The sequence below is a fragment of the Azospirillum sp. B21 genome (assembly GCF_008364825.1).
Taxonomy (GTDB): domain Bacteria; phylum Pseudomonadota; class Alphaproteobacteria; order Azospirillales; family Azospirillaceae; genus Azospirillum.
This window is the reverse complement of the sequence record NZ_VTTO01000001.1, coordinates 699,604-711,035: the sequence shown is the minus strand read 5'-3', so window position 1 is coordinate 711,035 and position 11,432 is coordinate 699,604. Positions and strand designations below refer to the sequence as shown.

The window sequence follows — 11,432 nt, the reverse complement described above, 5'->3', positions numbered from 1 at the left end:
GATCCGTCCCTCCCGAAAACCGCGGCGACCGTTGGTCCGGCCGCGCTGTTCGTGCCCCGTTTTCTTGATGCCCGGTTCTCGGTGCCCATTCGGCGGACCGGGCTTAGCTGCGGCGCGTTCGCACGCTGCCAGCCGGTGGAAAGTGTCCGTGACTACTCGCCGAAAGGCAAGACCTTTTGCATAGATTCTGCTGCGCTGCACAATGGGCTTAACCATTGGTGGCAAGGCGGTTTCATGTTAATAACTGACTGGTCAGTTATGAAGAGGGCTGCATCATGCCCGACCGCGTTCCCCGTGCCGAACCGGAAGCCCTGCCGCGCTGGCGCCGCCGCAAGGATGCCCGCCCGCAGGAGATCGTCGCTGCGGCGATGGATATCTTCGCCGAACGCGGCTTTGCCGCCGCGAAGCTGGAGGAGGTGGCGGCACGCGCCGGCGTCAGCAAGGGCACGCTCTATCTCTACTTCCCCAGCAAGGACGAGCTGTTCAAGGCGGTGATCCGCGCCGCCATCCTGCCCAATCTGGAGCAGGCCGAAGCCCTGGCCGCCGCCGCCGCGGGGCCGTGCTTTCCGGTGCTGGAGCGGCTGCTGCGGATGGTGGCGCATCTGGTCGCGACCACGCGTGCGGCCACCATCCCGCGGCTGGTGATCGCGGAGGCCGGAAATTTCCCGGATCTTGCCGCCTTCTATCACCGCGAGGTGATCCGCCGCGGCTTCGGGGTGCTGGCTTCGCTGCTGCAGCGGGGGATCGCGAGCGGGGAATTCCGTCCGGTGGCCGTGGATTCAACCGTCCGCCTGATCGTCGCCCCGCTGCTGATGAGCGCGGTCTGGCGCACCTCCTTCGACGGGCTGGACGGCGAACCGCCGCTGGACGTGCCGGCACTGGTGGAGACGCACATCGACAACCTGCGCCGGGTGCTGCTGCGGGATGCGGGGGAGACGACGCCATGAGCGGTATCCTGGCCGGTCTCGTGGATGGACTGGCGGCCTTCGCGCTGGCGCTCGGGCTTCCCTTCGGCGCCGACGGGCCGCCACCGCTGGCCCACGGCTATGTGGAAGGGGAGTATCTGCGCATCGCCGCCCCCAGTGCCGGAACCCTGGAAAGCCTGTCGGTGGTCCGCGGCGCGCAGGTGGCGGCAGGGGCGCCGCTGTTCGCCATCGACCGGGCCACGGCCGTCGCGGAGCGCGACCGGCTGGCCGCGGCGCTGGCCCAGGCGCGGGCCCAGCGTGCCGACCTCGCCACCGGCAAACGGCCGCAGGAGGTGGCGGTGCTGACCGCGCAAAAGGCACGGGCGGAAGCGGCGCTGCGCTATTCCTCCGCCGAATTGTCCCGCCAGCAGGAACTGGTCGCCCGCAAGGTCACCTCGCCCGACAAGCTCGATCAGGCGCGCGCCGCCTACGACCGCGACCGCGGCCAGTTGGCGGAGGCCGACGCGCAGCTGGCGGTCGCAGCCCTGCCCGCCCGGCCCGAACAGTTGCGCGCCGCCGACGAGGCGGTGTCCCAGGCGGAAGCGGCGCTGGCCCAGGCGGAGCGGCGGCTGGCCGATCTCGCGCCCACCGCGCCGGTCGCGGCCCTGGTGGACGACACGCTCTACAACCCCGGCGAATGGGTGCCGGCGGGTTCCCCGGTGGTGTCGCTGCTGCCGCCGGAACGGGTGAAGCTGGTGCTGTTCGTTCCGGAACCCGCCATGGCGGCGGTGGCGCCCGGTACGGTGCTGTCGGTGCGCTGCGACGGTTGCCCGCCCGGCCTGTCGGCGCGGGTCACGCGCATCGCCTCCCAGGCGGAATACACCCCGCCGGTGATCTACAGCGTCGGCAGCCGCGAAAAGCTGGTCTTCCGGGTGGAGGCGGCGCCGGGCCGGCCGCTGAATCCGGGGCTGCCGGTCGATGTCTGGCCAGTTGGGAGGCCGCAATGACGGCGGAGGCCCCTCCCGCCATCGACGTGCGCGGGCTGGTGAAGCGGTTCGGCAGCAAGACCGTGGTCGACGATGTGTCGATCCGGGTGGAGACCGGGGAGATCTATGGCTTTCTCGGTCCCAACGGGTCGGGCAAGACCACGACGATCCGCCTGTTGTGCGGGCTGCTGACGGCGGATGCGGGGGAGGGGACCTGCCTCGGTCTCGACATCCGGCGGCAGAGTGCGGAGATCAAGCGGCAGGTCGGCTACATGACCCAGAAATTCAGCTTCTGGGAGGATCTGAGCATCGCCGAGAATCTGGATTTCGTCGCCCGCATGTACGGCTTGCCCGACCGGCGGCGGCGGGTGGCCGATGCCCTGGACAGGCTGGGACTGTCCAACCGCCGCACTCAGCTGGCCGGGCAGTTGTCGGGCGGCTGGAAACAGCGCCTCGCGCTGGCCGCCTGCATCCTGCACGAGCCGAAGCTTCTGCTTCTCGACGAGCCGACCGCCGGCGTCGATCCCAAGGCGCGTCGGGAGTTCTGGGACGAGATCCACCGGCTGGCCGGGGAAGGGCTGACCGTGCTGGTCAGCACCCATTACATGGACGAGGCGGAGCGCTGCCACCGCATTGCCTACATCGCCTATGGCACGATGATGGCCCACGGCACGGTGGAGCGGGTCATCGCCGATTCGGGCCTGCACACCCGTCTGGTTGCGGGAGAAGGCCTGCACCGGATCGCCGCGACGCTGGAAGGCCAGCCAGGGGTGGAGATGGTGGCAGTCTTCGGCAGCCGCCTGCATGTCAGCGGCACCGATGCCGTCGCCCTCGACCGGGCGCTCGCCCCCTGGGCCGGACGGCCGGATCTGCGGATCACCGCGACGGACCCGACGTTGGAAGACGTCTTCATCCACCTGATGAACCGCAGCACCGACAACTTCCGCTGAGGAACTTACTCGGTCTGGGCCGAGGTGACGCCGGTGTTCTTGTTCCACTTCAGCGTCAGCTTGGAGATCTGGCACAGGTTCAGCCCGTCCCAAACCGCCGACTCGCCGTCGTCATAGACGACCTTCATGTCCCATTTGCAGGTCTTCTCGGCCTTGGCGAAGGCGACCTCGAAGTATTCGCCATCGTTCAGCACGTCACGGCCGAGGATGTCTTCGTCCCAGCTGTTGTTGTTGTTTTCGGACACATAGATGTGCTTCAGCGGGTAGCCGGTCTTGTTGACGATCGTGAAGTCCTGCTGGCCGGCGAGTGCCGCGCCGTGCATCAGGAACAGCGAGGACGCAACCAGCAGGGCCTTGGCGGCGATGTTCTTCAAGATGATCTCCGTAGGGAAAGCAAGTTTGTGTCGAATTCTGGGCATTGTAATCGACAGGCGTCAACAGCCGAGTTAACCCAAAAGTTATGTAAGTCTCTGAATGAAATCTTTCCTTGCAAGTCGGAAACAAAACGTCGTCTCCTCCTTGATTGCGTTCCCATGAGGACGGGCGGCAACCATTCATTGCTTGTGAGGGAATCTCCATCGCGACCGTCGCATCGTCGGCCGGGAGGTGCCACAGGGCAGTTTGCCGGTTGCAAGAGGCCAATGGTCGCAAGCGCTTGGCGCGTCGGGAACTTTGTCGCGGCGCACATGATATGGTACATGATGAAAACCGGCATCGGACGCCGGGCAAGATCATGACCAAGTTCTGGACCGCTGCCGGTCCCGCCGGGGCGGTCCCAATCCAGGGGAAGGAACAACGCATGTCGGGATTCAAGGACGCGCCGCCGGATGACCGTTCGGAGCTGACTCCGGAGCAGGAAAGCGCCATCCGCATCGTCGCCAACAACCTGCACCGCCTGAACGACGCCGTCGTCAAGGCGGTGGAGGCCGGCGTGACGGTGGAGCTGATGCGCACCGCCCGTTATCACAACGAAGCCGGCAACTGGGGCGACCAGCTCACCCCGGTGATTCGTCCGGGCAAGTGAACGCATCCGGCCGATCTGGCCGGATCCTCGGCGAAAAGGCCCCATCCGTCCAGCGGGTGGCGGCCTTTTTTCGTATGCCGATAAAATTCCACCGATGACGGAAGAAAGGGTGGCCGGCGGCGGCGGCGGGCACAAACTTCCTGGGCATTCCGCTATCGATGCGAGGCCCAGCCATGCCGTCACGCGATCCCGACCGGCGCGCAGCAGCAAGCCGTGAACCCACCAACTCCCCCAACGCCGCGGATGACGCCACCCCGACGTCCGGCGACGTGAACGCGATGTGGAAGCTGCACCGCCTGGAACAGCCGACCTTCGACGACTTCACCCGCGGCCTGTGCCTGGGTCTCGTCTGGTGCATGGCGATGTGGACGCCGATGTTCGTCAGCGCCCTGACCTGATCCCGACAGTCGGCAGCCGCCGGATCGGAGCATCGAACTACACTCCGGCCAGGGACCTGATGCGCACGGCCAGCTGGTCGGGGGTGAAGGGCTTGGCCAGCACCGATGCCGTGTCCGCCCCCATGGTCGCCAGCGATTCCGGGCTGTAGCCGGATGCCAGCAGGACGCGCAGCTGCGGCCAGCGTTCGCGGATGTGCCGTGCCAGATCGATGCCGGATACGCCGCGGGGCATGACCACGTCCGATACGACCAGATCGAAGTCGCGGTCGGTTTCCAGCAGTTCCAGGGCCGCCACGCCGTCTTCGGCGGTCTCCACGGTGAAGCCCTCCTGGGTCAGCCCTTCCACCGTCGCCATCAGGACCAGGGGATTGTCTTCCACCACCAGGATACGGAGCGGGCGGTGATCGGCCACCGGCGCAGTGGGGGCGGGGGCCGGTTCCGGCGGCCTCATTTCGGTCAGCGGCAGGTCGATGCGGACACGCGTACCTTCGCCCGGCCGGCTGTCGATGGTGGCATTGCCGCCGGACTGGCGGGCGAAGCCATAGACCATCGACAGGCCGAGCCCGGTGCCCTTGCCGACGCCCTTGGTGGTGAAGAAGGGATCGAAGGCGCGGGCGATCACCTCCGGTGGCATGCCGGCCCCGGTGTCCGATACCTCGATGCGCACGCTGCGCGGCTCCGGTCCGGGCGACGCGGCTATGCGGATCCGTCCGCCGCCGGGCATGGCGTCGCGGGCGTTCAGAACCAGGTTCAGCACCGCCATTTCCAACTGGACGGAATCGACGGCGACGGCCATCGGCACGGGCGCGATGTCCCAGTCCAGCGCGACGTCGGCCCGGACCGACCGTTCCAACAGGTCGCCCATCCGGCGCAGGCTGTCGCCCAGATCGACGACGGTCGGATTCACCGCGTCCTGGCGCGAAAAGGACAGCAGTTGGCGGGTCAGTTTCTCCGCCCGCTCCAGCGCGGTGTTGGCGCCCGTCAGGAAGCGCTGCCCCTCCGGTGGCAGATGGCGGCCCAGCAGATGCATGTTGGCCATCGCCGCGGTCAGCAGATTGTTGAAGTCGTGGGCGACTCCGCCGGTCAGCTGGCCCAGCGCCTCCATCTTCTGGCTCTGGCGCAGGGCCTCCTCCAGCCTCTCGCGGTTGCGCACCTCCTCCGCCCAGCGGCGCACCGCCGCATTCTCGGAGGCGGCACGGCTGTAGGCCAGCCAGGCGATCAGTGCGAGCGCCAGTGTGGCCGGGGCGACGAAGGCGCCGTCCAGCGCCATGTTGCGCCACCAGGACCGGGTGATCTGCGACTGATCCAGCCCGTAGACGACATAGACCGGGAAATCGCCGACCCGTTTGTAGGCGAACACACGGGCCAGACCTTGCACATGGCTGACGTCGGTGCGGAACACCCCTTCGACCGGCTGCTTGCGGATTTCACCGCGCAGCCCGCGGTCGGGCGGAAGGGTGGGGAGCGCCGCCGGCCCTTGCCGCCCTTCCAGAGGCGGGTAACGCATCAGGATCACGCCGTCGTCGCGGATCAGCGAGATCGATTCGCCTTCGGTGCTGACGACCTGCCGATAGAAGCTGAAGAAATAATCGGGATTGACGATGGCGGCGATGATTCCATCGAAGTTGCCGTCGGGACCGCCGGGGCCGCTGCGGCGCCGGCTGATGCCGAAGGTGGCCTTGCCGGTGGCGGCATCCGCGATCGGTCCGGCGATGAGCAGGCCGGCGTCGCTTTCCCGCTGTTCACGGAAATCGGCGCGATCTCCGATGTAGCTGTTGCGCGACGGGAAGACGCGGCTGGAGTTGCGCACGGTACCGGTGGAATCGGTCAGGCCGATGGCGCCGACCTGGTCCAGCTCTCCCACCAGGGTCCGCAGATAGCGGTGCAGCGACTCCGATTCGCCGATCTCGCGCCAGCTTCGGCCGTGGACGCGCTCGTCCACCCGGTCAAGCACCTGCGCCATGGTGTCGAACACCTTCAGCACATGTTCGTGCAAAATCAGCGCGTTCTTGCGGCTGCTCCGTTCAGCCTCTTCCTGGGCCTCTCCCCGCTCGCGCCATCCGATGCCGGCGAACAGCACAAGCGGCAAGGCCACCGACACCGCCAGCAGGAGGCGAAGCAGCCGCAGGGACCCTCTGCGATCGGTCCGGCTTTCGGGGCTGCGAAAGGGCATTGCCATCCAATGTTGGGAAAAGGAGCGGGACGGCCACGAGGACGCCTCCCCTATCACCTTGGACGATGCACTGAAGCCGGGGCAATTCCGACTTCCGGCCGGTCCGGACTTACGATTCGCAGGTGCAGGCGCGCGGGAACCGCCCCTCGGCCCAGCGGCGACGGCGGATTTCGGCCTCGTCCTCGCCGGAACGCGGCATGTTGCAGATGGCGCCCAGCCGGTCGCGCAGATGGTCGAGATGGGCGTTGGTCAGGATGGCGATGCCGGCGAAGAAGGGTTCCCGGCAGCGGGTGGCGACCCGGCTGCAGAAATTCGGCACCCAACGCAACGGATGGCGGTCGAGAAACCGAACCGCGTCGGCAACCCGGCCGCGGTCGAGCAGGATGGCCAGCAACGCCAGTTCCACCGCGACATGGTCGTCGGGCAGCCGGTCGAACGGCGGACGGCGAAGTTCCGTCTCCAGCCCGGTTCGCCAGCGCTGGAGCGAGGCGGCGGCCTCGGCCCGGACCCGCTCGTCCATCCACGGCCCCTCCATCGGGCAGGTGCGCAGATCCTCGCCGTGATGGATGGCGGTGAAATCGGCGGCCAGAGGGGCGAGACAGCGGCGGGTGATCCGTTCGGGCAGATCGCTCACCACCTCGTCCACCAGGGCGGCGGCCTGCAGGGCGTCGTCGCGGTCCAGCGTCAGCGAACCGCGGCCAACCGGGCTCTGGCGCAGTGCCGTCAACAGAGCAGGCGTCGGCTCCTCCGCATGGAAATGAGCGAGGCGGCGCAGGGCCTCGGCCGAGTCGCGGAGGCCCGCGTCTTCCGGAGGGATGGCAGGGGAGTTGGCCGCTCCAAGACGCTCGGCCGTTTCGAGAACCATGTTCTCCACGCTGTTCCTCCCGGCAGTCGGGCCTGACCGGGCGTGTGCCGGAACCGGGCCGCATGGGAACGTTGCACGAATGAGCTTCGTGTCTTGTCGGCTTCTTGGCTTGGTACCGTCGGCGGCCGATCGGCGGACCGAACGTTTGCGCGATCTTGTTCGTTGTCTTTACTACCAGCGGGACGATCCATGGTCAACGCGGCCGATGGGCATGAACCGGACGGCGGGGTATAGACCGGCGGTTGCCTTGTGGCGCGATGTCCGGCCATATCGACGGGTCATAACCCCGTGCAGGAGCCCGTCCGCCATGCCGCTTCCCCCCATCGAACAGGCCGATGCCGCACCGGAGGTGCGCGCCGTCTACGACGACATCAAGGCGACGCGCAACGTCCCGGACGTGAACAATTTCTGGAAGATGATCGCCCATCACCCGCCGACGCTGGCGCGGACCTGGGACAGCCTGAAGGAGGTGATGGCCCCCGGTGCGCTGGATCCGCTGGTGAAGGAAATGATCTTCGTCGCGGTCAGCGTGACCAACAACTGCCAGTACTGCATCCGCTCGCACGAGGCGGCGGCGCGCCGGCTGGGCATGACCGACGCGCAGTTCGGCGAACTGATTGCGGTGGTGGGAATGGCCAACGAGACCAACCGCCTCGCAGTCGGCTATCAGGTGGAGCTGGACGAGCGGCTGAAGTGAAGCGGCGTCAGGCGGCCCGCTTCTGCGGTCGGGCCGCCGCCTCGTCCTGGTGCCGCTCGATGCGCTGTTTCGGGCGCCGCTCCAGACGACGTTGCGGCAGGCCGTTGATCAGGTCGCTGCGGACGGTGAAATGGGCGATGCTGCGCCCGTCGCCCAGTTCTTCGCTGGCAATGCGTTCCACGCGCACCTCCACGTCCCAGCCGATCTTCGCCCAGGCGGCCCGAATGCGGCGGGCCAGCTCGTGGGCGCCGCGCTCGCTGAAGCCGTCGAGCCGCCCGGCGGACGGGCCGGGATGGAAGCGGGGATAAAGCTGGGGCATGGCCGTTTCTCCTTGGCTGGGGCGGCGCACCGGGCATGTCCGGCGGTCCGTGCAGCGAAGGAATAATCCATATTGGATTATAAGAGCCATTGAATACCGATACCGGATCGGTATAGCCTCAGGGCTCCTGCAGCCCCACGACGGTGTGCAGGGTGTCGAGGTCCTCCAGCGGAACGGTGAACTCGCGGTCGGCCGGCTGATATTCGCGCAGCACCACCGCCTCGGGGCCGCGGCGCACGAACTCCTTCACCAGCACCGCCTTGTTGCGTTTGACCACCACCACCCCGGCCCCCGGCGCCGGCGGCTTGTGCGGGTTGACGTGCAGCAGCTGTGCCGGCCGAAACCGTGGCATCATCGATTCGCCGACGACATACATGGCGTAGGGGTCGCGGGCGTTCTTCAGATAGTCGGGACGGGCGATCCAGTCGATCGGACCATCCTCCAGGAACATCTCCTGGTCCACCCCGCCGCGCGCCGCCGCCCGGACCGGCATGGATGCCGCCTGGGCCTGTTGCATCCCGGCCGGCGGCGTTCGCAGCAGCGGCGGCATCGCAGGCCGCGCCGGGCGTGCCGCCGCCGGGACGGCCGGCAGATCGAGGCCGAGCAGCACCGCGGGCTCCACGCCCAGCGGCTGGGCGAGCTTGACCGCCCAATCGACGGTCATCTTCCGCTGGCCGGTCTCCAGCTTGTTGATCTGGGGCTGGGAGGTGCCGGCCAGTTCGGCCAGCTTCTCCTGGCTCAGCCCGGCGGCCTGCCGCAGTTCGCGCATGGTGGTCATGGACTGTTCATACCAAAACGGCTTTGGAAAGTCCAACGCTGCGGAATAAATCCAGTTGCGCGTAGAACCCGGCTTGGTCTAAACCATTGCGGTATGACGCTCGATGACTGGCTCACCCGGACCGCAACCAAGGAAGAGGCCTTCGCCGCCCTGATCGGGACGAGTCAGGCCACGGTCAACCGTTACCGCCATGGCCGCCGGGTTCCCCGTCCGGCGGTGATGGCCCGCATCGCCGCCGCGACCGGCGGGCAGGTGACGGCGAACGATTTCCATGGGCTGGCGGGGGAGGGCTGAGGGCAAAATGCGCGCAACAAAAAAGGCCCTCTCCCATCGGGAAAGGGCCTTTTCCGTGAAGCTGCCGCTCGTTACGAGAACAGGCTCGACACCGACCGCTCCTCGCTGATGCGCATGATCGCTTCGGCGAGCAGGGGGGCGATGGTCAGCTGGCGGATGTTGCGCGACACGCGGACCGCCTCCGTCGCCTGGATGCTGTCGGTGGTGACCAGCTGTTCCAGCGGGGAGACGGCGACGCGGGCAACCGCACCGCCGGACAGGACGCCGTGGGTGCAGAAGGCGTGGACCGACTTGGCGCCGGCTTCCATCAGCGCGACGGCGGCGTTGCACAGCGTGCCGCCCGAGTCGACGATGTCGTCGATGAGAATGCAGCGGCGGCCATTGGCGTCGCCGATGATGTTCATCACCTCCGACACGCCGGCGCGTTCACGTCGCTTGTCGATGATCGCCAGATCGGCGTCCAGGCGCTTGGCCAGCGCGCGGGCGCGCACCACGCCACCGACGTCCGGCGACACGATGGTGATCTCGTCGATGCTCTCGAAGGACTGGCGGATGTCCTTCTCGAAGACCGGGGCGGCCATCAGGTTGTCGGTGGGGATGTCGAAGAAGCCCTGGATCTGGCCGGCGTGCAGGTCCATCGTCAGCACGCGGTTGGCGCCGGCCTGGGTGATCAGGTTGGCGACCAGCTTGGCCGAGATCGGCGTGCGCGGGCCGGTCTTGCGATCCTGCCGGGCATAGCCGTAATAGGGGATGACCGCCGTGATGCGCCGGGCCGACCCGCGCCGCAGCGCGTCGATCGTCACCAGCAGTTCCATCAGGTTGTCGTTGGCCGGGAACGAGGTCGACTGGACGACGAACACGTCCTCGCCGCGCACGTTCTCCAGGATCTCGACGAACACCTCCATGTCGGAGAAACGGCGCACGCTCGCTTTCGTCAGCGGCACGCCGAGACAGGTGGAGATCGCCTCGGCCAGCGGACGGTTGCTGTTGCCGGCAAGCACCTTCATCGGGGTCGGCTCTCTTTGCAGGGATACGGCTCAAGGCACGTTCGCCGCTTGCGCGCCGTCGCCCCTTGAAAACGGGGCGGACCATAACAAAGGGGCGTGCCCATGTAAACGTTCGATGACGGTGGGGTCTTTCCCCATTGGGGAATGCCGCCCTGCGCGGGCGGCATGACCGTTGCGCGACCGCCGCCCGTTCGGGCCGGTTCAGTTCTGTAGGACGATGGCCGAAAGGCCGCGGCCGTAATCCGGCTCGCCCCGAAGGCAGGAGCGGCGGTAGCTGAAAAAGCGGTCCTCCTCCGCCACCGTATCGTTGGGGCAGCGCTGGATCACGGTGACGCCCGAGTCGCCCAGCCGCCGGGTGACGTAGGCGGCCAGATCGAACAGGAAATGGCCCGGCTTGCGGGCGGGGGCGAAATAGTCGCGGTTACGCGGGTCCTCCTCCTCGAACGGGGCGGGGAATTCCGGCCCCACCTCGTAGGAGCGTTGAGCGATGCAGGGGCCGATGCAGGCAACGATCCGGTTCGGCTTGGCGCCCAGCTCCACCATGCGGGCGACGGTCGCCTCGATCACCCCGGCCCGGGCGCCCTTCCAGCCGGCATGGGCCGCACCGATCACGCGGGCCTTGCTGTCGGCGAACAGCACGGGCGCGCAGTCGGCGGTGAGAATGCCCAGAGCGATGCCCGGCTGCCGGGTCGCCATGGCGTCGGCCTTGGGCGCCGTCTCCGGCGTCCACGGCTCCTCCACCACAACGCAGGTCGGGCTGTGGACCTGATGGCAGGTTACGAGGTTATCGGGCGTCACCTCCATGCGTGCCGCGGCGCGGGCGCGGTTCTCGTGCACCGCCGCGGTTGAGTCGTTGGACCCCAGCCCGCAATTCAGCGAGGCGTACAACCCGGTGGACACCCCGCCGGTGCGGGTGAAAAAGGCGTGGCGGATATGGGTAATGTCGTTCAGCGCGCCGAGTGTGATCACGAACGCCGTCCTTCCCTGTTCTGTGGCTCCCGCTTGCCCAACAGGGCAGGGGGCCGCGATGCACGGT

14 protein-coding genes are annotated in these 11,432 nt (G+C 67.6%); 7 read left to right on the top strand and 7 right to left on the bottom strand.

Annotation, left to right across the window (positions count from 1 at the left end; all coding sequences use genetic code 11):
- Nucleotides 1–275: 275 nt before the first annotated feature.
- Genes FZ983_RS03440 through FZ983_RS03430 form a run of 3 tightly spaced genes read left to right on the top strand, consistent with a single transcriptional unit; the run spans nt 276 to nt 2,841 of the window.
- Complete coding sequence (locus tag FZ983_RS03440) at nt 276–947, top strand: TetR/AcrR family transcriptional regulator (RefSeq protein WP_149222176.1); 672 nt, start codon at nt 276–278, stop codon at nt 945–947.
- On the top strand, nt 944–1,912 hold the full coding sequence (locus tag FZ983_RS03435; RefSeq protein ID WP_149222175.1) for an HlyD family efflux transporter periplasmic adaptor subunit: 969 nt from the start codon (nt 944–946) through the stop codon (nt 1,910–1,912). The genes FZ983_RS03440 and FZ983_RS03435 overlap by 4 nt, the downstream gene beginning before the upstream one ends.
- Entirely contained in the window at nt 1,909–2,841 is a 933-nt protein-coding gene (locus FZ983_RS03430) for an ABC transporter ATP-binding protein (RefSeq protein WP_149222174.1), read from the top strand. The genes FZ983_RS03435 and FZ983_RS03430 overlap by 4 nt, the downstream gene beginning before the upstream one ends.
- Before the next feature lie 5 nt (nt 2,842–2,846).
- Here the strand turns inward: FZ983_RS03430 and FZ983_RS03425 are convergent, their stop codons facing one another.
- Complete coding sequence (locus FZ983_RS03425; protein ID WP_247883549.1) at nt 2,847–3,215, bottom strand: hypothetical protein; 369 nt, start codon at nt 3,213–3,215, stop codon at nt 2,847–2,849.
- Between the two features lie 425 nt (nt 3,216–3,640).
- Between FZ983_RS03425 and FZ983_RS03420 the strand changes: the two genes are divergently transcribed.
- The gene (locus FZ983_RS03420) at nt 3,641–3,865 is read left to right on the top strand and encodes a hypothetical protein (protein ID WP_085090721.1); all 225 of its coding nucleotides are present in this window, start codon (nt 3,641–3,643) and stop codon (nt 3,863–3,865) included.
- Between the two features lie 173 nt (nt 3,866–4,038).
- The gene (locus tag FZ983_RS03415) at nt 4,039–4,263 is read left to right on the top strand and encodes a hypothetical protein (protein WP_149222173.1); all 225 of its coding nucleotides are present in this window, start codon (nt 4,039–4,041) and stop codon (nt 4,261–4,263) included.
- A 37-nt stretch (nt 4,264–4,300) separates the two neighbouring features.
- Here FZ983_RS03415 and FZ983_RS03410 read toward each other — a convergent pair whose 3' ends face one another.
- Nucleotides 4,301–6,358, bottom strand: a complete 2,058-nt coding sequence (locus FZ983_RS03410) for a hybrid sensor histidine kinase/response regulator (protein ID WP_247883548.1) — start codon at nt 6,356–6,358, stop codon at nt 4,301–4,303.
- Between the two features lie 187 nt (nt 6,359–6,545).
- Nucleotides 6,546–7,301 (bottom strand): molecular chaperone TorD family protein, encoded by a 756-nt coding sequence (locus FZ983_RS03405; protein WP_247883582.1) that lies wholly within the window; start codon nt 7,299–7,301, stop codon nt 6,546–6,548.
- A 307-nt stretch (nt 7,302–7,608) separates the two neighbouring features.
- Here FZ983_RS03405 and FZ983_RS03400 point away from each other — a divergent pair, with 307 nt between their 5' ends.
- Complete coding sequence (locus FZ983_RS03400) at nt 7,609–7,998, top strand: carboxymuconolactone decarboxylase family protein (protein ID WP_149222170.1); 390 nt, start codon at nt 7,609–7,611, stop codon at nt 7,996–7,998.
- A 7-nt stretch (nt 7,999–8,005) separates the two neighbouring features.
- Here the strand turns inward: FZ983_RS03400 and FZ983_RS03395 are convergent, their stop codons facing one another.
- Nucleotides 8,006–8,317 (bottom strand): hypothetical protein, encoded by a 312-nt coding sequence (locus FZ983_RS03395; protein ID WP_149222169.1) that lies wholly within the window; start codon nt 8,315–8,317, stop codon nt 8,006–8,008.
- A 118-nt stretch (nt 8,318–8,435) separates the two neighbouring features.
- Complete coding sequence (locus FZ983_RS03390) at nt 8,436–9,095, bottom strand: LexA family transcriptional regulator (RefSeq protein ID WP_149222168.1); 660 nt, start codon at nt 9,093–9,095, stop codon at nt 8,436–8,438.
- 93 nt (nt 9,096–9,188) lie between these two features.
- On the opposite strand from FZ983_RS03390, the gene FZ983_RS03385 reads away from it, so the two are divergent.
- Nucleotides 9,189–9,389, top strand: a complete 201-nt coding sequence (locus tag FZ983_RS03385; protein ID WP_109105773.1) for a helix-turn-helix transcriptional regulator — start codon at nt 9,189–9,191, stop codon at nt 9,387–9,389.
- A gap of 71 nt (nt 9,390–9,460) precedes the next feature.
- Here FZ983_RS03385 and FZ983_RS03380 read toward each other — a convergent pair whose 3' ends face one another.
- Nucleotides 9,461–10,396 carry a ribose-phosphate pyrophosphokinase gene (locus FZ983_RS03380; RefSeq protein WP_063635101.1) on the bottom strand — a complete coding sequence of 312 codons (936 nt, stop codon included), beginning with the start codon at nt 10,394–10,396 and terminating at the stop codon, nt 9,461–9,463.
- A 201-nt stretch (nt 10,397–10,597) separates the two neighbouring features.
- Nucleotides 10,598–11,365: a peptidoglycan editing factor PgeF gene (gene pgeF, locus FZ983_RS03375; RefSeq protein WP_149222167.1), complete on the bottom strand. Its 768-nt coding sequence runs from the start codon at nt 11,363–11,365 to the stop codon at nt 10,598–10,600.
- Nucleotides 11,366–11,432: the final 67 nt, after the last annotated feature.